The sequence below is a fragment of the Bradyrhizobium sp. BLXBL-01 genome (assembly GCF_051853025.1).
Lineage (GTDB): Bacteria > Pseudomonadota > Alphaproteobacteria > Rhizobiales > Xanthobacteraceae > Bradyrhizobium.
Genome location: NZ_CP182471.1, coordinates 613,816 through 633,209, shown reverse-complemented (window position 1 = coordinate 633,209; position 19,394 = coordinate 613,816). Strand labels below are relative to the sequence as shown.

The window sequence follows — 19,394 nt, the reverse complement described above, 5'->3', positions numbered from 1 at the left end:
TTGCATTGCCTGCGCAACGTTAACGCCATATTTGTCGGACGAGGCTGAGCGCGATGGAGATGACATGGCCGCCGAAATTCGTACTTTCACCTGTTTAAATGACAATTTCGGTTATCTGATCCACGATGTGGAAACCAAAGCGACGGCCTCGATCGACGCGCCGGAGGCCGGCCCGATCCTCAAGGCCCTGGAGCGCGAGGGCTGGCAGCTCACCGACATCCTGATCACCCATCATCATGGCGATCATGTCGGCGGGGTCGCCGAGCTCAAGCAGAAATACAATTGCCGCGTCGTCGCGCCGCACGACAAGACCACGAAGATCGCAAATGTCGACTTGCGCGTCGCCAATGCCGACGTGGTCAAGATCGGCAATCTGCTGGCGCGTGTCGTCGAGACGCCCGGCCATACGCTCGACCACATCTCCTACGTGTTCGACAACGAGAAGACGGTGTTCGCCGCCGACACGCTGTTCTCGATCGGCTGCGGACGCGTGTTCGAGGGCACCTATCCGATGATGTGGGATTCGCTGCTGAAGCTGCGCGCCCTGCCCGACGACTTCAAGCTCTATTGCGGCCACGAATACACGGCCTCCAACGTCAAGTTCGCGCTCACCATCGAGCCCGACAACGCGGCACTGCAGGCGCGCGCTGCGGAGGTGACGAAGCTCCGCGCCGAGAACCAGCCGACCATTCCTTCCCTGCTCGGTGAGGAGAAGCGCGCCAACGTCTTCCTGCGCGCCGACGAACCGGCGGTCGCGGCCAAGCTGCACATGAAGGGCGCGGATCCCGCTGCGGTGTTCGGCGAGCTGCGCGAGCGCAAGAACAAGTCCTGAAGCACACATCCCGACGAGGATCGATGCCGAACGCAGCCGAGATCATCGCACGCCTCGAGCTCCGCCCGCATCCCGAAGGCGGACATTATCGCGAGACGTTTCGCGACCAGAGCACGGACGCCAACGGGCGTTCGCGCTCGACTCTGATCTACTTCCTGCTCGCGCGCGGCGAGCGTTCGCATTGGCATCGCGTCGATGCAGTGGAGACGTGGCACTATTACGCCGGCAGCCCCTTGACGCTGCGCATTGCCCATGACGGCTGCTCGCAGCACGAGGTGCGGCTCGGCACCGACCTGATCGGCGGTGAGCGGCCGCAGGCGATCGTGCCTGCGCTGGCTTGGCAGATGGCGGAAACCACAGGCGAGTGGACGCTGGTCGGCTGCACCGTGGCGCCCGCTTTCGAGTTCGCGGGCTTCGAGCTCGCGCCGCCCAGCTGGGAGCCGTAGCTTCCAATCAGCGCTTCCGCAGCACCATGTCCTTGGCCGCGATCAGGCCGCCCCCGGCAATGAGGATCGCAGCAAGGGCGATGTTGGCGCTGGCCTTGGCGAAGCCGGCAGCGATGAGGAATCCTGTCGAGAGCAGCGGCGTCGCATAGGAGGCCGCGCCGAGCACGCGGATGTCGCCGCGCTTCATGCCGATGTCCCAGGCGTAGAAGGCGGCACCGACCGGGCCGATGCCGAGCGCGATGACCGAGAGCCATTGCAAGCCCGTCTCCGGCCAGACCGTAGTTTCAAGCAGGCCGTGCATCAGCGCGGCCAATATGGCCGTGGCAAGACAGAAGCCCGCGACCGCATCGGTCGGCACCGCTTTCAACCGGCGCGACAGCACCGAATAGGTCGCCCAGACGAACGCCGCGATGAAGGCTGCGATCAATCCCGGCACAGTTCCCGGGGCAAAGCCGGAGGTGTTACCGGCGAACAGCAGCACGGTGCCGACGAGGCCGAGCACGGCGCCGATGATGTGGTGCGCCGCCAGCCGCTCGCCCGGCAGGAACGACGAGAACAGCACGATCAACAGCGGCCACAGGTAATTCAAGAGGCCGGCTTCCGCCGGAGGGGCGAAGCGCAGCGCGAGGAAATACAACGCGTGATAGCCGAACAGGCCGCCGGCGCCGACGACCCAGACGACGAGCGGCTGCTTAAGGCTTTTCGCCGCCTCGCTCCGCCCGATCCAGGTCAGCAGACCGACGAGACCCCCGATCGCAAACGTCATCGCAGCGAGCTGAAACGCCGGGATCTTTCCGGTCGCCACCGTCATCACTGACAGCAGCGACCACATCAGGATCGCGGTCAAGCCGATCAGCGTGGCAGTGCGGGGAGTCATCGGCCCAATGTTTCCGTCATGGCCGGGCTTGTCCCTGCCATCCACGTTCTTCCGTGGCGACGGCTGTTGTAAGGCCGTGGATGCCCGGGACAAGCCCGGGCATGACGGTGTGGACAATATCAGCCTGCGTGATGCGATCGCATCACACCATGTACTGGCCGCCGTTGACCGACAGCGTCGAGCCGGTGATGGCACCGGCTTCATCCGCGGCGAGGAACACGACGGCGCGCGCGATCTCTTCGGGCTCACCGAGACGGCCGATCGGAATCAGCGGCAGGATCGCCTTCTCCAGCACGTCCTTCGGCACCGCCTGCACCATCTCGGTGTTGATGTAGCCCGGGCAGATCGCGTTCACGGTGACACCGCCCTTGGCGTTCTCCAGCGCCAGGGCCTTGGTGAAGCCGATCTCGCCGGCCTTGGCCGCAGAATAGTTCACCTGGCCGAACTGGCCCTTCTGGCCGTTGATCGAGGAGATGTTGATGATGCGGCCGAACTTGCGCCCGCGCATGCCTTCGATCACCTGGCGCGACATGTTGAACAGCGAGCCGAGATTGGTGCCGATCACGGCGTTCCATTGCTCGAGGCTCATCTTGTGGAAGGCACCGTCCTTGGTGATGCCGGCATTGTTGACCAGCACGTCGACCGGGCCGACCTCGGCCTCGACCTTCTTCACGCCTTCGGCGCAGGCGTCGAAACTGCTGACGTCCCATTTGTAGACGGCGATGCCAGTCTCGGCCTTGAACTTCTCCGCCGCCGCATCGTTGCCGGCATAGCTTGCCGCGACCTTGTAGCCGGCCGCCTTCAGCGCCTTGCTGATCGCAGCTCCGATGCCCCGCGTACCACCCGTCACCAGTGCAACACGTGCCATATCGAATTCCTTCCCTTGAACTCTTCCTTGGACTCTTCGGACGCTTTTGAGTGATCGTTTTTAGCTGAGGATTATGCGGGACGTTTGACGGACATCAAGAACAAAACGCCCGGCATCGAGCCGGGCGTTTCTCTTTAGTCGAGGCTTATCGGGTTGCGAAGAATATTTGATTTGCAACCGCTGCCTTTTTAGTCGCGTGCAACGCACGCGCTGACGTGTGCGGCGCACGCGTCAGCTGCGTGTAAGATCAGTCGCGCGCCACACACATGGCGATACCCATGCCGCCGCCGATGCACAGCGTGGCGAGGCCCTTCTTCGAATCGCGCTTCTGCATTTCGTGCAGCAGCGTCACCAGCACGCGTGCGCCGGATGCGCCGACCGGATGACCGATCGCGATCGCACCGCCGTTGACGTTGACCTTGGAAGTGTCCCAGCCGAGGTCCTTGTTGACGGCGCAGGCCTGTGCCGCGAAGGCTTCATTGGCCTCGATCAGATCGAGATCGCCGACGCTCCAGCCGGCCTTCTTCAGCGCGGCGCGCGAGGCCGGGATCGGGCCCGAGCCCATGATCTTCGGATCGACGCCGGCCTGCGCCCAGGACACGATCCGCGCGAGCGGCTTCTTGCCTTCCTTGGCGGCCTGCTTGGCGGTCATCAGCACCACGGCGGCGGCGCCGTCGTTGATGCCCGAGGCCGAGCCCGCGGTCACCGTGCCGTCCTTCTCGAAGGCGGGCTTGAGCTTGGCCATCGCGTCGATCGTTGCGCCATGGCGCGGATATTCGTCGGCGCTGACGACGACGTCACCCTTGCGGGTCTTGATGGTGACGGGAACGATCTCGTCGTTGAACTTGCCGGCCTTCTGCGCGGCCTCGGCCTTCTGCTGCGAGGCGACCGCGAACTCGTCCTGCTGGGCGCGGGTGATCTGCCATTGCCGCGCGACGTTCTCGGCGGTGTTGCCCATGTGGTAGCCGTTGAAGGCATCCCACAGGCCGTCCTTGATCATGGTGTCGACCAGCTCGAGGCCGCCCATCTTGACGCCGCCGCGCAGATGCTGGGCGTGCGGGGCCATGCTCATGGATTCCTGTCCACCGGCGACCACGATCTCGGAATCGCCGTTGAGCAGCGCCTGATAGCCGAGCGCAACCGTACGCAGGCCCGAGCCGCAAAGCTGGTTGACGCCCCAGGCCGGGCTCTCGACCGGAATGCCGGCGGCGATCGACGCCTGGCGGGCCGGGTTCTGGCCCTGGGCGGCGGTCAGGATCTGGCCCATGATGACTTCGGAGACCCGGCCGGGCTCGATGCCGGCGCGCTCCAGCGCGGCCTTGATGGCAATGGCGCCGAGGTCATGGGCGGGAAGGGTCGCGAACGCTCCGTTGAAGCTTCCGACCGGGGTGCGGGCGGCGCTGACGATGACGACATCGTCTGACATGGGCATCTCCTGGGGCTTGAGGTTCTTGTGATGGGGGCAGGCGGGGCTGGAAAGCGATCGCCAGTCTCGTCAGCCATCCTGTTAACGTCGTTGAGGCATGTCAATCGGCTGGGCACCGAATTCATACCGCAGCGCATTCAAAATAGCGTTCTTGGCGTTTTCGCAAGCACGATCTTGCTCTGCAATTAACCGTGCCGCACAAAACGGTAGCGTGAGCCCTTTGAAAATGCTTATTTTGTTGCGTTGCGTACTCTTCCCGCCCTGCGGCATTGCCCGACAGGTTCCCGTTCTCCGCGTTTGCAAGTGAGAGCCCATGGCGAAATCAGACCAACCCACCACCATCAAGAAATACGCGAACCGCCGGCTCTATAACACCGGAACGAGCACCTATGTGACGCTGGAAGACCTCGCCGCCATGGTCAAGGACGGCGAAGATTTCCTGGTCTATGACGCCAAGACCGGCGACGACATCACCCGCTCCGTGCTCGCGCAGATCATCTTCGAGCAGGAGAACAAGGCCGGCCAGAACCTCTTGCCGACCACCTTCCTTCGCCAGCTGATCCGCTTCTATGGCGACAGCATGCAGATGGTGGTGCCGAAATATCTGGAGCAGTCGATCGCGACCCTGACCCAGGAGCAGGAGAAGTTCCGCAAGCAGATCGCCAATACGCTGTCCGGCACTCCTTTTGCTCCGTTGGAGGAGCAAGTCCGCCGCAACATGGAGCTGTTCCAGCAGACCTTCTCGATGTTCAAGCCGTTCGCTGCGCCCCGCCCGGCGACTACTCCCGAGCCGGAGCCCGATGCGAATGCCGAGGCGCCGAAGGACAGCAACATCGACGAGCTGCGCCAGCAGATGAAGGAAATGCAGGAGCGCCTCGAGCGGATGTCGAAGAAGGACGAATAGTCTTTCATTCACGCCGGCCCCCTGTATGCGGGAGGGCGAGCCATGTCTGACCGAAGCACCCACTGGGACCATGTCTACGCCACCAAGGGCGAGGCCGAGGTCAGCTGGTATCAGGATAGCCCCGCGATCTCGCTAGCGATGATTCGCGCAGCCGGCTCAGATCGTGACACGGCCATCATCGACATCGGCGGCGGCGCATCGCGGCTGGTCGATGCGCTGTTGCAGGACGGATATCGCGACGTCGCCGTCCTGGATCTTTCTGCCAATGCGCTCGAGGCGGCGAAGAAGCGCATCGGTCAGGCCGCTTCGACGGTCGACTGGATCGTTGCCGATGCCACGACATGGCATCCCGCCAGGACCTACGATGTCTGGCACGATCGCGCAGCGTTTCACTTCCTGACTGATCCGCGCGACAGGGCGGCTTACGTGGAGCGCCTGCGGTCGACGGTCAAGCCTGGCGGCCACGTCATCATTGCGACGTTTGCACCCGGCGGCCCCGAGAAATGCAGCGGCTTGCCGGTGCAGCGCCATGACAGCGCGAGCCTTGCGGCGGAGCTCGGGCCGGACTTCGAGCTGGTCGAGACGCGAAGCGAGACGCATCACACGCCGTGGGGTTCGAGCCAGGCGTTTCAGTTCAGCCGGTTTCGGCGGCGCGGCTCGTGAGCGGCCACCAATTCGTCATTGCGAGCGCAGCGAAGCAATCCAGACTGCCGCCACGGAAAGACCCTCGATTGCCTCGCTGCGCTCGCAATGACGGAGGGACTGGCTCCTATGCCGCCATCTTCACGGCATGCGCAAAGTCCCAGTAGAGCTTGCGCGCCTTGGTGTAGAACGGGCCCGGCTTCAGCTCGCGCTCGTCGATGCGGATCACGGGCGCGACCTTGGCGAAATTGCCGGTGGAGAAGATCTCGTCGGCGGCCAGGAAGTCGGCGTAGCGCAGCGTCTTCTCGACCACGGTGACGCCGTCGGCACGAAGCAGGCTGATGACGCGCTGGCGCGTGATGCCGTTGAGGAAGGTGCCGTTCGGCACCGGTGTGAACACCACGCCGTCCTTGGCCATGAACACGTTGGAATTGCCGAACTCGGCGACGTTGCCGAGCATGTCGAGCATCAGCGCGTTCTGGAAGCCGCGCGAAGCAGCTTCGGCGAGCGCGCGCGAATTGTTCGGGTAGAGGCAGGCGGCCTTGGCTTCGACCGGCGCGCATTCGGCCGTCGGCCTGCGGAACGGCGATAAGGTGATGGCGTTGCCGACGGGTTTTGGCATCGGCGCTTCATAGATGCACAGGCACCAATTGGTGGTCTCGGGGTCGAACAGCACGCCGCCGCCGCTTCCGTTCTGCGCCCAGTACATCGGACGGATATAGAGCTCGGCATTTGCGGCAAAGCGCGCGATGCCTTCGTTCGCGAGCGTCAGCCAGGCGTCGGTATCGACCACCGGCTTCAGGCCGAAATTGATCGCAGATTGATTGGCGCGGGCGACGTGGCGGTCGAGATCGGGCGCAACACCCTCGAATGCGCGCGCGCCGTCGAACACAACGGACCCGAGCCAGGCCGCATGCGTGCGCGGGCCCATGATCGGCACGTTGCCGTCGTGCCATTTGCCCTCGAAGAAGGTCCAGCTCGGCGAGTAGTCGATGGGCTTCTTGATCTCGGCCATGACCGGCCTCCCCTTGCAAAGATGCGGGCACTATTGTCCCAATTTCTAAACGATTTGCTGCGGGGCTAGCCACCCCTCTCTGGAGGAAAGGGTAAGACAGAGCAAACCGGCTATAATGCTGACCACGATATGGAGTGCCCCATGCCGCTCGATCCGCTCGCAAAGCGTCTGTTGACCATGATGGCCGTGGCTGCGCCGCAGGCGCGGAGCCGGCCGAGCGTGGAGGAGCGGCGGCAATCGCTGGCCAAGCTGATGCAGTTCGCCCGCGCCGAGGCGCCGGATGTGACGACCTCCGACGGCATGCTGCCAGGCCCCGGCGGCGAGTTGCCCTATCGCCTCTACACGCCGGCAGGCACTGAAGCGCCCGCACCGGGCTTCGTGTTCTTTCATGGCGGCGGGCTCGTCGCCGGCAGCATTGCCACGCATGAGCGCATCGCGGCGGCGTTGGCGCATGCCACCGGCTGCCGCCTCGTGTCGGTCGACTATCGGCTCGCGCCGGAGCACAGGTTCCCCGCAGCCGTCGAGGACGCGATCGCCGCCGCCGAATGGGTGGCGCGCGAGGCGGCATCGCTCGGCATCGACGCTGACCGCCTTGTCATCGGCGGCGATTCCGCCGGCGCCACACTCGCGGCGATCGTCTGCCAGAATGCGGCGCAGACCGCCGGCCTCTCCATCGCCGCCCAGTGCCTGATCTGTCCGGTGCTGGATTTCGAGGAGACCTCGCCTTCGCGCGAGGCCTTTGCCGAGGGCCATCTGATCGATCGTGTCACGATCGAAGCCGATCTTTCCGATTATCTGCCTGACGGCAGGGATACTGCCGATCCCCGCGTCTCTCCGTTGCGCGCGACACGCCTCACGGGCCTGCCGACCGCGATCATCCACACCGCCGAGTACGACCCGATGCGCGATGAGGGCAATGCCTATGCGCGCAAGCTGCTCGCCGCGGGGGTGGCGGTCGAGCATGTCTGCCACGAGGGGATGGTTCACAATTTCCACGCCATGGGCGCAATCCTGCCGCAGTCACAGCTCGTGCTGTCGCAAATCGGCGAGCAGGTGCGGCGGGCGGTGAAGAGGTGAGAGCACTTTGATCACACGCGTGCGCCGATCACCGCGCGCGCTGCCCCGACATATTCCGGCCAGTGCGTGTCCGCGTAACGCTCCGCCTGCCATGCGCAGGTGAGGTCGGGCGCATGCGCCGCCGCAATCGTGCGCGCGAAGCGCTCCTCCGCAACCGTCACTTCGCCGGGCTCGGCCGTGGGTACAGCCGCCGCAGCAGTCGGAGCAACGGCGAGCCCCGCCAGACCGGTGAGCAGGATGCGGCGTGACGTGTTCATGGCTGTCTCCTCCATTGTTCGGCCAGCACAGTGGCGGGCGAGTGTGTCAGTGCGATCACGGCAGGGTAACCGCACACGTCCACGCCGTCCATCGCCTGCGGATAGCGCTTGACCAAGCGAGCGATCACGTTCCATCTAACAACGGTCTTGCCCCCAAATCGCCACGCGTCGGACCGTCACGTGCCTCTTCGCAGCCAACCCCGTTGTCCGGCATTGCGCGCTGCCGCGGCGGGATTGCTGTGTCTGGCGATCCCGGCTGGCGGCGCCTTCGCCGCCGACGATGAGGAGGACGAGCCCGCAAGGCCGACCGTCCCGAACATCTATCTCGACCTCCGCACCATCTATGCGACGATCCCCGCAGGCACGCTCGCGCTCGGCTTCGGCAATACCTCGCTGGCGGCCGCATTCCAAGCCCTGGCGGCGCAACGAGGCACGACGCTGCGGAACGGACTGCCGGCCGCGAAATCGATTGCGATCGACCTGCCGCTGACCGTCGACGTCAGCGACCGCGTTTCGCTCTACGGCGGCGTATCCGGTACGACGACGGATATCGGCGGCGGCTGGTCGTCCTTCGACATCACGAGCTGGAACATCGGCGTTCAGGCCGATCTCTACCAGCAGAATGGCGGCAAGATCCCGACCATCACGCTGCAATCGACCCTGACGCAGTCGGTGCCGAACGAGCAGGGCATGACGAATTCCTTCAATAACATCCTGGAATTCGACTACGCGCTCGACGAGGACGAGACGCGGGGCTGGCTGGCCGGCGTGCAATATACCTACACCACCGTTGCCAGCCCGTTCGCCAGTATCCGGCCGAACACGATCCTCTATGCAGGCGGCTATTACCAATGGCCGAGCAACTGGAAGTTCACCGGGCGCCTCGGCATCCAGTCGTTCGCCGGTGCCCAGCTCGCGGGCCGGACGCTCGCGGAATCCTTCACCCAGCCGGTCCTGCGGCTCGACCTCGATCGCATGGACGACAACGACAACCGCCTGTTCGGCATCACCGCGCAGATCGCCTGGATGCCGAAGCCGTCGTACCAGCTGACGTTGCGAACGCCGCTCTATGCGGTGCGCAACTGACTGCATTCGCAAGGAATTTTCGCTCAGGCGCGGCGGCAGCGCTTGACCGGCCGGACAGCATTCCGCATCGCCGTCAACCGATCATTAATCCTCATTCCGGAACATCGATTGCGTTACATCGCCGCAAAGAAGCTTGCGCGAAACTACGCCGGCTCTTCGGTCGTGTTCGCTTTGGAGGCCGCGAATGTCCCGCTTGGTTTCGGAACGGACGTTCCTTGCTGGGAAGATCTTTTTCAATTTCGGCCAGTCGTCGATCGATTGCGTGGTACGCCGCCTGACCGAGGAGGCCGCGACGCTCGAGATGGAGAGTGGCCTGGGCGTACCCGAGCGCTTCCAGCTCCGGCTCGCGGGGCGCGAGATCCTGACCTGCCGCGTGATCTGGCGATCGGACCGTCAGGCCGGCGTCGCCTTCGAGCAGCCGAACAGCATCGAGCCAGCAGCCGGCGAGGAACGGGAACGCTCGTCCGACGCGTTGATGCGCAGCCAGATGCTGGCGCTGCGCGCCGCACTCGATCATGTGCCGACTGGCATCGTGCTGCTCGATTCTCACCTGAGGGCGCGGCTGATCAACCGGTCGTTTCGTCAGATGTGGCGCCTGCCCGACGAGGTTGCCGACAGCAATCCATCCATTCTCACCCTGCTGCATCACGGGCGCGATACCGGCGCCTATGAGGTGCCGGACCCGGACCTCGATGCACTGATAGCGGAGCGCGTCCGTGTGATTGAGTCGGGCGATCCAACCCCAATCGACGTGCGCCGAACCAATGGCGATGTCGTACGCGTTCAGGTCACGCCGCTGCCCGACGGTGGGCGCATGCTGACCTATACGCCCGTCACCGATATCGTGCGCACCTCCGACGAGTTGAAGCTGCTGCGGGATGCGCTGGAGAATGTCCAGGACGGCGTTTTGCTGCTCGATGCCGACCTGCACGCTACCTTCATGAACCGGCGGATGCGGCGGTTCTGGGAGGTCAGCGAAGACGAGGCGGTGAGCCGCCCGGCCTATTCCTCGCTGGTCCGACGTCTGCATCGCGCCAGCGCGCCCAATCTTCCGAACAGCGAGCTCGCGAAGTTTCCGGCGCGGCGTGTCGAGGAGGTCAAGGCCGGCGATCACGTACGCGACCTGCAGACGCCGGACGGACGCCGCATCCGGGCCCATTGCACCACGATGGCGAATGGCGGGCGCATGCTGACCTATGTCGACATCACCGATCTGACGCAAAAGGCCGCAATGCTGGAGACGCTCGCCACCACCGATCCGCTCACCGGCCTCCACAATCGCCGCCACTTCCTCGACAACCTCGAAGCGGAATGGAGTCGCTTTCAACGCTATTATCGCTCTGTCTCCGTGTTGATGCTCGACATCGATCACTTCAAGTCGGTCAACGATCGTCACGGTCATGCCGTGGGCGATGCGGCGATCAAGGCGGTTGCGGCCGCCTGCCTTGACGGCAAGCGGAAATCGGACATCGTCGGCCGTCTCGGCGGCGAGGAATTTGCCGTGCTGCTGCCCGAAACCAGCCTGTCCAGGGCGAGAACGGTAGCCGAGCGCATCCGCAAGCGCGTGATGAGCACGCAGGTCTTTGCCGACAAGGTGCAGTTCGGTGTCACCGTTAGCATCGGCATTGCCGAGGCCACCGTCAGCATGTCCGGCATCGATGCGCTGATGGTCGCGGCCGATCATGCCCTCTACCAGGCCAAGGCCGAGGGCCGCAACCGCTGCATAGCCTGGATGCCCCCGCCCCCTGCAACCAAGGCGGCGGAGTGACGGCAGCAGTTGCCGTCTACTCGGGCACCGGCACGTCGAACGTGTTGAGCGTGACCGAGACCATGCAGTAGACGCCGACGAGATAGGACAGTTCGGCCGCACCGTGCTCGCCGAATTCCTTCACGGCCGCACGATAAGTCAGCTCGGGCAGCACGCCGCCGCTCACCAGGGCCGAGGCCATGTCGTAGGCGACTGCCTCGTGCTTGGTGAGATCGACCGGCCGCTGGCCGGCGACGATGGTCGCGAGCTTCTCGTCGGAGAGGCCACGCTGCTCGGCCACCAGCACATGGGCATAGAGCTCGTAACCGGAGCGGAAATGCGAGCCGGTGACGAGGATCGCGACCTCGCGCACCGGCGCGGGCAGCAGCGGGTTCGACGCAATCGCCTTGACCAGCTCCCACACCGGCTTGCCGAAGCGCGGCTCGCGGATCCAGGGATTCCAGGGCCCGAGCAGCGCGCCGTCCTCGCGCATGTTCACAAAGCCCTTGAAGTGGTCCTTGATGCCGGCCTGCATGTCGTCATAGAGCGGCTTCTGCTCAGCACTCAGGTCTTTCGGATCGAGAATGGGAAGGCGCACGGCGGGATCTCCTCATTGAGAAGAGGCAACCGTCACCCGCAGGAGATCGCAAGGCAAGTGAAGTTGCCGTGACGACCTTGCCCTTTCGCAAATCCCAGGGAGATCTCGGCTATCGCGCCGTGGGGCCTGGCACGCTTTGCGGATTGACGGCATCGTCGACGTCCAGCGTCAGTGGCTCACCTGTGGTGAGGAACGACGACAGCGCCGCTTCGAACGGCGCCGGATCGAGACCGCGTGCGGCGAGCCAAGCGGGCTCGTAATAGGTCTGACGATAGCGCTCGCCGGAATCGCAGATCAGCGTCACCAGTGATCCCGTGACGTTCGCCTGGCGCATCTCCGAGGCGAGCCGGCACAGCGCCAGGAAGTTGGTGCCGGTGGAGCCGCCGACCGGACGACGCAGCCGGCGCGACAGCACGTTCATCGCCGCGATGGTCGCCGCATCCGGGATCTTCATCATGCGGTCGACCACGCCGGGCACGAAGGACGGCTCGCAGCGGGGACGACCGACGCCTTCGATCAGCGACGGGCGGTCGCAGACACGCGAGCGGTCCTGCGTGCGGAAGCAGTCGAAGAAGGCGGAATGCTCGACATCGGCGACGCACAGCCGCGTCGGATATTGCCGATAGCGCAGATAACGTCCGATGGTGGCCGAGGTGCCGCCGGTGCCGGCGCCCATCACGATCCAGTCCGGCAGCGGGCGCGGCTCGCCCTGCAACTGCGTGAAGATCGATTCGGCGATGTTGTTGTTGCCGCGCCAGTCGGTGGCGCGCTCGGCGAAGGTGAACTGGTCCATGTAGTGGCCGTCGAGCCGGGCGGCGAGCGCGGCGGCTTCCGCATAGAGCGCGCGGCCATCGTCGATCAAATGGCAATTGCCGCCATAATGCTCGATCGCGGCGATCTTCTCCGCCGACGTCGTGCGCGGCATCACGGCATAGAAGGGCACGCCGATCATCTCTGCGAAATAGGCCTCCGACACCGCCGTCGATCCCGACGAGGCCTCGACCACGGGCGTGCCTTCGCGGATGTGGCCGTTGCAGAGCGCGTACAGAAACAGCGAGCGCGCGAGGCGATGCTTCAGGCTGCCGGTCGGATGCGTGGACTCATCCTTCAGATAGATGTCGATGCCCGATAGCGCCGGCACGATCAGCCGGATCAGATGCGTGTCGGCGGTGCGGCACTGGTCGGCCTCGATCGCGGCCACGGCCTCGTCGGCCCAGCCGCGCCGATAGGCCGGCCCGGCCGGATTGTGCTGGCGGAAGGGGAATGTCTGCATTGCATGAATCTCTCATGACACGGATCGCGCATCAAGTGCGCTGAATAACGCTCCTGCTCGAAACTCCAGCGGCGAGGCTCGCGTGTGGTGCGCTAGGCAAGTGAAGCTTCCGGGACGGCCGAGGTGGCTTGGCAGAACGACTGCGATATGCTGACATTGCCGTGATGCTGGGGGGCTCACGGAATGAAATTTGAAGCCTGGATCGCGACGCTGGGCCTACTCTGCGCAACAGTCGGACCAGCATGTGCGATGCAGTTCGATCGAACGGTCCCCTCCGGAGCGATGGTCAGAATGCATCACTACCGCTCGTGGGGACCGAACTGCGAGGGCAATGGCGGCGTGGTGAGGCTGCTGACCAAGCCGCAGCACGGCAAGCTGACGACGCGCACCGTGGACTCGCGCATCGAGATTAACCGCTTCGCCCGCGGCGGCGGCACGCCGTGCACCGGACGGCCGATCAAGGCCTTTGAGGTCAATTACCGATCGAATCCGGGCTACCACGGCCCGGATAGTTTCACCATCGAGATGATCACCGGCAGGGGCAGCCGCGACGTCGATACCTATTCGATCACCGTCCAATAGCGGCACGCCCGCTCAAAATTCCAGCGGCGCATTGTCGACGACTTCCTTCATCACGAAGAAGGTGCGGGTCTGGCGCACGCCGGGGAGCGCAATCAGCTGCTCGCCGTGGATGCGGTTGAAATCCTCCATGTCGCCGACGCGGATCTTGAGGAAGTAGTCGAAGTCGCCGGCGACGAGGTGGCAGTCGAGCACGAATTTCAGTTTTGCGACGGCCTGCTCGAAGGTGGCAAAGCTCTCCGGCGTGGAGCGGTCGAGCACGACGCCAACCATCACCAGCGTGCCCTTGGCCACTTTCTTCGGCGCGACCATGGCGCGGACAGTGGCGATGAAGCCGTCCTCGAACAGGCGCTGGGTGCGGCGATGGCACGTGGCGGGGCTGATCGCGACCGTTTCGGCCAGCTCGGCATTGCTGAGCCGGCCGTTATTCTGCAGCAATCTCAAGATCTTAAGGTCGGTGCGGTCGAGCCGGGCAGCCATGAAAGGAACTTCCACAAATATGGACTTTCTGGAAGGAATATTAGCTAACAGCGCTATTTTCGCAAGAAGTTGCGCATTATTGGCGCAATATTCGAGAGCACATTTTCCCGACACGATGCTAGGGAGCCGCCAACACCAACGCCACTCGGGATGACCCATGAAGCTGGACAAATTTCCGCGCTATCCTTTGACCTTCGGCCCGACGCCCATCGAGAAGCTGGAGCGGCTGTCAAAACATCTCGGCGGCAATGTCGAGATCTATGCCAAGCGCGAGGACTGCAATTCCGGTCTCGCCTATGGCGGCAACAAGCTGCGCAAGCTCGAATACATCATTCCCGATGCGATCGCCTCCAATGCCGATACGCTGGTCTCGATCGGCGGCGTGCAATCCAACCACACCCGCATGATCGCGGCCGTCGCGGCCAAGCTCGGCATGAAGTGCCGCCTGGTGCAGGAAGCCTGGGTGCCGCACGAGGACGCGGTCTATGACCGCGTCGGCAACATCATGCTCTCGCGCATCATGGGCGCCGACGTGCGCCTGGTCGACGACGGCTTCGACATCGGCATCCGCAAGAGCTGGGAGCAGGCGATCGAGGAAGTGAAGGCCGCGGGCGGCAAGCCCTACGCCATTCCCGCCGGCGCCTCCGTGCACAAATATGGCGGCCTCGGCTATGTCGGCTTCGCCGAGGAGGTGCGCAAGCAAGAAGCCGAGCTCGGCTTCAAGTTCGACTACATCATCGTCTGCACCGTCACCGGCTCCACCCACGCCGGCATGCTGGTCGGGTTTGCGGCGGACGGCCGTGCGCGAAAGGTGATCGGCATCGACGGCTCGTTCACGCCGGCGCAGACGAAAGCACAGGTGCTCTCGATCGCGCAGAACACGGCCAAGCTGGTCGAGCTCGGCAAGGAGATCGTCGCGGACGACGTCGTGCTGATCGAGGATTACGCCTATCCCGCCTATGGCGTGCCGTCGGAAGAGACCAAGGAGGCCATCCGCCTCACCGCGCGCCTCGAAGCCATGATCACCGACCCCGTCTACGAGGGCAAGTCGATGCAGGGCCTGATCGATCTCACGAAGAAGGGCTATTTCGAGAAGGGCGCGAAGATCCTCTACGCCCATCTCGGCGGCGCGCCGGCGCTAAACGGCTACGGCTACGCGTTCCGGAACGGCTAGCTCCTCTGTCGTCCCGGGGCGCGACGAAGTCGCGAGCCCCGGGACCCATAGCCCCAGGAAGATGTTTGGCGAAGACTCGTGGTGACTAGCTTGCCGTAGCCACATCCGCTTGTGGTTATGGATTCCGGGCTCGCCACTTCGCCCCGGGATGACGGCGGAGTTTTCGTGGCGCGCCCTACCTCGTCCTCACGATCTGCAGCAGCTCGTCGCCGTAATGCTCGAGCTTCTTGTCGCCGATCCCCGGCACGTTGCGAAGCTCGTCCAGCGTCGTCGGCCAGGCCCGGACGATGCCGTCGATCGTTGCATCGTGCAGCACCACATAGGCCGGCACGCCGCGTTCGCGCGCGACCTCTGAGCGCCAGGCGCGCAGGCGCGCGCGCAATTCGGGGTCGACATCGCCTTGCGGCGCGCTCGCTGCCGGCGCGAGGTCGCCGCGTCGCGACTTCGCGCGGCTGGTACGAACACGCGTGCCGGGTGCCTCCTCGCGCAGCCAGACCTCGGTCTCGCCGCGCAGCACCCCGCGCGAGGACTCCGTCAGCTTCAGCGCGCCGTAGGCTTCGCTGTCGCTCCGCAAATGGCCCATTGCCACCAATTGCCGCAGCACCGTGCGCCACTGCTTCTCGTTGAGCTCGCGGCCAACGCCGAACACCGACAGCTTGTCGTGACCGAACTGCGTGACCTTCTCGGTCAGGCGTCCGATCAGCACGTCGATCAAATGCATGGCGCCAAAGCGTTGCCCGGTGCGATAGACGCAGGACAACAGCTTCTGCGCCAGCACCTTGCCGTCGCGCATCTTCGGCGGCGTCAGGCAATTGTCGCAATTGCCGCAGCTCTCGCCCATCACGATCTCGCCGAAATAAGCGAGCAGGCGCCGGCGCCGGCAATGCGGCGTCTCGGCGAGGCCGACCAGCGCGTCGAGCTTGCCGATCGAGACCCGCTTGAAATCCTCCGATCCCGCCGACTCGTCGATCATGCGGCGCTGCTGCACGATGTCGGAGAGGCCATAGGCCATCCATGCCGCCGACGGCTTGCCGTCACGGCCGGCGCGCCCCGTCTCCTGGTAATAGGCCTCGATGCTCTTGGGCAGGTCGAGATGGGCCACGAAGCGCACGTCGGGCTTGTCGATGCCCATGCCGAAGGCGATGGTCGCGACGATGACGATGCCGTCCTCGTTGAGGAAGCGGTCCTGGTTGCGCGAGCGAACGCTGCCGTCGAGCCCGGCGTGGTAGGGCAGCGCCGCAATGCCGGCCTCGGCAAGCGCGGCGGCGACCTCCTCGACGCGGTTGCGCGACAGGCAATAGACCACGCCCGCATCGCCCATGTGGCGCTCGCGGATGAATTCCTTCAGCTGCGACACCGCATTGCGCTTGTCGACGATCTCGTAGCGGATGTTGGGCCGGTCGAAGCTGGAGACGAACTGCGGCGCGCCCGTCAGCTGAAGCCGCTCGACGATCTCCTTGCGCGTCAGCTCATCGGCGGTCGCGGTCAGCGCGATCCGCGGCACGTCGGGAAAGCGCTCGGCGATGACGGAAAGGCCGACATATTCAGGCCGGAAGTCGTGGCCCCATTGCGAGACGCAATGCGCCTCGTCGATCGCAAACAACGCCACCTTCGCCTGCGCCAGCAGCGACAGGCAGCGCGGCGTGACCAGCCGTTCCGGCGCGACATAGAGCAGGTCGAGATCGCCGGCGAGCAGGCGGCGTTCGATGTCGGACGCCTCCTGCGGCGTCAGCGACGAGTTCAGCGCGGCGGCATTGACGCCGGCCTCGATCAGGCCTGCGACCTGGTCGCGCATCAAGGCGATCAACGGCGAGACCACGATTCCGCAGCCTTCGCGCAGCAGGGATGGAAGCTGATAGCACAGCGATTTGCCGCCGCCGGTCGGCATCAACACCAGGCAATTGCCGCCGTCGGTGACGTGGCGGATGATCTCGCCCTGCGCGCCGCGGAATCCCGGCAGGCCGAACACCGATTGCAGCACCGACAGCGCGTCGCGGCCGTTGGTCGGCGCAGGCAGCGGGGCGTGGGACGGAGCAGACATGGGCGGAGCAGATCAGGCCGTGAGATTCGTCACAAGGCCAGTCGCATGCTGGCGTCGGCGTGGCAAGACTGTTTGCGGGGCAACGCTGCTTGTTCTCCCTCTCCCCGTTCTTACGGGGTGAGGGGCCTCTCTCCGCACATGAGAATGCCGATGGGCCTGTACCATCACCCGGATCGCAAGAGCGATCCGACCTCTCCCCGCAAGCGGGGAGAGGTGAAAAAGCTACGCCCCGATCCGTCGCAGCGCTTCTGCGACGGTCACGATCGGCATGTTGCGCTTGGCGGCGGCGTCGAGCGCGTGACGCATCAGATGCGGCGTGCAGCCATAGGGGCTCGGCCTGTCGGTGACGTCGTGGCCGTAGAAGATCAGCCAGCCGCCGCTCGCGACCGCCTCGTCGAAATAGCGATCGACCCCCGCCTTGTCGATCTCGCAATCGACCAAAGGCGAGGCGCGCAGAAATTGGAGGTCGATGATGCCGCTATTGACGCCGGGAAGAATGCCGCGGGCGGAACGGAAGGCTTTTGCCAGCTGCGGCTTGCGCCACACCGAGGCGATGCCATAGGGATAGGCGAAATTCTGCAGCGTGATCGAGGCATCGATGCCGTGGAGATGGCTGCGGTTTCGTTCGATCTCGCGCGCCATCGCGGCCTCGTCGAGCGTGGCCGAGCTCTGATGCGAGAAGGTGTGGCAGGCGATCTCGTGCCCGGCGCGGTGGAGCCGGACGATGGCGTCATCCGACAGGCCATGCCAATGCTCCGACGGCTGACCGATCAGGCTGCCGGCGAGGTAATAGGTGCCGCGGCCGCCATGTTGCTCCAGAAGCTCGGCGCCCTCGCCTGCGGCGCTATCGGGGGCGTCGTCGAACGTGAAGCTCACCATCGGCGCGTGCGCAGGCAGCCGGTGCGGCGCGGCGCGGAAATGCCGGGCCAGCCGATTGATCACGCGTCCCTGGAGTGCCGACCACACGACTGCGTTTCCCGTGATGCCTTCTTGCTCTACTGAAACATTCGTGCGCAGGTCGAGACAAGCCTAACGCCCGGGTAATCCTAACGCCGAACCAAGACCGCTTCGGCTAGCGCACCGACATCGGCGCGTCGGCGGCCGCGCCGAGATAACGCAACCAATTGGGGAAGAGCACCGCCGCCGCCTCGCCAGCGCCGATATCGCCGCGCAGGTTCAGCGCGGGCAGCTCGTTGCTGAGCGCCGGATGGCGCTGGTGTGCCGCCTTCCTCTCGAAGCGAGCCAGCTTCTCTTCCGTTGCTGCGTCAAAATAACTCACCGGCAGGTGCGGATAGTTCTCCCGCTCGCGCGCGAGATAGCGGCCGATGTCACGCAGATATTCGCGCTGGAGCGATGGCGCGTCATATTCCGGGTGGCCCTGGAAGAACACGAAGCGGCTGGCATATTGGCGAACGAAGACGTCGACGCCGGCCTCCTCCGAGCGGGTCAGCACCTGATAACCGGCCTGCACAAGGTCGCTCTCGGCGATCTCGTTCAGGCGTGAATGCGAGACCTTGAGCGGCGCAGGCGCAGAGCGGATCAGCGAATCGTCCGTCACGACGTCGCAATCGAAGATGCCGTGACATTTGGCCGGCAGCCGCTGCCGTTTAATGCCGTCGAGGTGCAGCACCGCGGCATGGGCGGCAAGGCAGGACCAGATCGTCGAACGCGTGTTGGCCTTGGCCCAGTCGATCAGGTTGGTGAGGTCGCGCCAGTACGGCTCCCGGTCGAGCTCGGGCGCGATCGGCTCTGCGCCTGTTACGATCAGCCCGTCGAATTTGCCGCGCTCGAGATCGGAAAGGTTGGAATATTCGCTTTCGACATGCCACTTCGCTTCCGGCGACCGCTTCACGCTGGGAAGCGAGAAGCAGTGGAAACGGATACGGCGCGAGCCTGCTGCGGCCTGAAGCAGCTTCATGAACTGCCGCTCGGTCGCCTTCAACGCGGCATCCGGCATGTTGTTGACGAGACCGATGGTGAGCTCGGCGCCGGCGTCGCGCGTGAGCTCGTGCGCGGCCGGCACCAGCGTCGGACCCGCGATGACCTGATCCTTGTCGATCAAGATCGTCATG

General features: G+C 64.7%; 20 protein-coding genes. 9 read left to right on the top strand and 11 right to left on the bottom strand.

Going from position 1 to position 19,394, the window contains the following annotated elements:
- The first annotated feature begins 64 nt into the window (after positions 1-64).
- Positions 65-832: a hydroxyacylglutathione hydrolase gene (gene gloB / locus ACNJYA_RS02970; protein ID WP_172788309.1), complete on the top strand. Its 768-nt coding sequence runs from the start codon at positions 65-67 to the stop codon at positions 830-832.
- A gap of 23 nt (positions 833-855) precedes the next feature.
- Entirely contained in the window at positions 856-1,278 is a 423-nt protein-coding gene (locus tag ACNJYA_RS02965; protein WP_439402019.1) for a cupin domain-containing protein, read from the top strand.
- A 7-nt stretch (positions 1,279-1,285) separates the two neighbouring features.
- On the opposite strand, the gene yddG is transcribed toward ACNJYA_RS02965, so the two are convergent.
- From yddG to ACNJYA_RS02950, 3 genes are all read right to left on the bottom strand, one after another.
- Complete coding sequence (gene yddG / locus ACNJYA_RS02960) at positions 1,286-2,155, bottom strand: aromatic amino acid exporter YddG (protein WP_439402018.1); 870 nt, start codon at positions 2,153-2,155, stop codon at positions 1,286-1,288.
- A 142-nt stretch (positions 2,156-2,297) separates the two neighbouring features.
- The gene (gene phbB / locus ACNJYA_RS02955; RefSeq protein ID WP_172788306.1) at positions 2,298-3,023 is read right to left on the bottom strand and encodes an acetoacetyl-CoA reductase; all 726 of its coding nucleotides are present in this window, start codon (positions 3,021-3,023) and stop codon (positions 2,298-2,300) included.
- 247 nt (positions 3,024-3,270) lie between these two features.
- Positions 3,271-4,449 carry an acetyl-CoA C-acetyltransferase gene (locus tag ACNJYA_RS02950; RefSeq protein WP_172788305.1) on the bottom strand — a complete coding sequence of 393 codons (1,179 nt, stop codon included), beginning with the start codon at positions 4,447-4,449 and terminating at the stop codon, positions 3,271-3,273.
- Positions 4,450-4,762: 313 nt separating this feature from the next.
- On the opposite strand from ACNJYA_RS02950, the gene phaR reads away from it, so the two are divergent.
- Positions 4,763-5,353, top strand: coding sequence for a polyhydroxyalkanoate synthesis repressor PhaR (gene phaR, locus ACNJYA_RS02945; protein WP_172788304.1), 591 nt, complete (start codon positions 4,763-4,765; stop codon positions 5,351-5,353).
- A 42-nt stretch (positions 5,354-5,395) separates the two neighbouring features.
- Entirely contained in the window at positions 5,396-6,016 is a 621-nt protein-coding gene (locus ACNJYA_RS02940; RefSeq protein WP_439402017.1) for a class I SAM-dependent methyltransferase, read from the top strand.
- A 106-nt stretch (positions 6,017-6,122) separates the two neighbouring features.
- On the opposite strand, the gene ACNJYA_RS02935 is transcribed toward ACNJYA_RS02940, so the two are convergent.
- Positions 6,123-7,010: a branched-chain amino acid aminotransferase gene (locus ACNJYA_RS02935; RefSeq protein ID WP_260381708.1), complete on the bottom strand. Its 888-nt coding sequence runs from the start codon at positions 7,008-7,010 to the stop codon at positions 6,123-6,125.
- A 141-nt stretch (positions 7,011-7,151) separates the two neighbouring features.
- Between ACNJYA_RS02935 and ACNJYA_RS02930 the strand changes: the two genes are divergently transcribed.
- Entirely contained in the window at positions 7,152-8,087 is a 936-nt protein-coding gene (locus tag ACNJYA_RS02930; protein WP_439402016.1) for an alpha/beta hydrolase, read from the top strand.
- A gap of 11 nt (positions 8,088-8,098) precedes the next feature.
- Here ACNJYA_RS02930 and ACNJYA_RS02925 read toward each other — a convergent pair whose 3' ends face one another.
- The gene (locus tag ACNJYA_RS02925) at positions 8,099-8,344 is read right to left on the bottom strand and encodes a hypothetical protein (RefSeq protein WP_260381706.1); all 246 of its coding nucleotides are present in this window, start codon (positions 8,342-8,344) and stop codon (positions 8,099-8,101) included.
- Between the two features lie 213 nt (positions 8,345-8,557).
- On the opposite strand from ACNJYA_RS02925, the gene ACNJYA_RS02920 reads away from it, so the two are divergent.
- Together ACNJYA_RS02920 and ACNJYA_RS02915 are read left to right on the top strand one after the other, a co-directional pair.
- Positions 8,558-9,430, top strand: coding sequence for a hypothetical protein (locus ACNJYA_RS02920; RefSeq protein WP_439403528.1), 873 nt, complete (start codon positions 8,558-8,560; stop codon positions 9,428-9,430).
- Positions 9,431-9,614: 184 nt separating this feature from the next.
- Entirely contained in the window at positions 9,615-11,198 is a 1,584-nt protein-coding gene (locus ACNJYA_RS02915) for a diguanylate cyclase (protein ID WP_439402015.1), read from the top strand.
- 16 nt (positions 11,199-11,214) lie between these two features.
- On the opposite strand, the gene ACNJYA_RS02910 is transcribed toward ACNJYA_RS02915, so the two are convergent.
- Positions 11,215-11,775 (bottom strand): carboxymuconolactone decarboxylase family protein, encoded by a 561-nt coding sequence (locus tag ACNJYA_RS02910; protein WP_439402014.1) that lies wholly within the window; start codon positions 11,773-11,775, stop codon positions 11,215-11,217.
- 109 nt (positions 11,776-11,884) lie between these two features.
- Entirely contained in the window at positions 11,885-13,048 is a 1,164-nt protein-coding gene (locus tag ACNJYA_RS02905; RefSeq protein ID WP_439402013.1) for a PLP-dependent cysteine synthase family protein, read from the bottom strand.
- Positions 13,049-13,231: 183 nt separating this feature from the next.
- On the opposite strand from ACNJYA_RS02905, the gene ACNJYA_RS02900 reads away from it, so the two are divergent.
- Entirely contained in the window at positions 13,232-13,630 is a 399-nt protein-coding gene (locus ACNJYA_RS02900) for a hypothetical protein (RefSeq protein WP_172788296.1), read from the top strand.
- Between the two features lie 12 nt (positions 13,631-13,642).
- Here ACNJYA_RS02900 and ACNJYA_RS02895 read toward each other — a convergent pair whose 3' ends face one another.
- Positions 13,643-14,107 carry an Lrp/AsnC family transcriptional regulator gene (locus ACNJYA_RS02895; protein ID WP_036014765.1) on the bottom strand — a complete coding sequence of 155 codons (465 nt, stop codon included), beginning with the start codon at positions 14,105-14,107 and terminating at the stop codon, positions 13,643-13,645.
- Between the two features lie 157 nt (positions 14,108-14,264).
- Between ACNJYA_RS02895 and ACNJYA_RS02890 the strand changes: the two genes are divergently transcribed.
- A complete protein-coding gene (locus tag ACNJYA_RS02890) occupies positions 14,265-15,281 on the top strand; it encodes a 1-aminocyclopropane-1-carboxylate deaminase (RefSeq protein WP_172788295.1) in 1,017 nt (338 codons plus the stop codon).
- Positions 15,282-15,456: 175 nt separating this feature from the next.
- Here ACNJYA_RS02890 and recQ read toward each other — a convergent pair whose 3' ends face one another.
- The 3 genes from recQ to metA all read right to left on the bottom strand — a co-directional run bounded on the left by recQ (position 15,457) and on the right by metA (position 19,393).
- Entirely contained in the window at positions 15,457-17,322 is a 1,866-nt protein-coding gene (gene recQ / locus ACNJYA_RS02885; RefSeq protein WP_439402012.1) for a DNA helicase RecQ, read from the bottom strand.
- Positions 17,323-17,544: 222 nt separating this feature from the next.
- Positions 17,545-18,288, bottom strand: a complete 744-nt coding sequence (locus ACNJYA_RS02880) for a polysaccharide deacetylase family protein (protein WP_439402011.1) — start codon at positions 18,286-18,288, stop codon at positions 17,545-17,547.
- 106 nt (positions 18,289-18,394) lie between these two features.
- Complete coding sequence (gene metA, locus ACNJYA_RS02875; RefSeq protein ID WP_439402010.1) at positions 18,395-19,393, bottom strand: homoserine O-succinyltransferase MetA; 999 nt, start codon at positions 19,391-19,393, stop codon at positions 18,395-18,397.
- Between the last annotated feature and the right edge of the window lies 1 nt (position 19,394).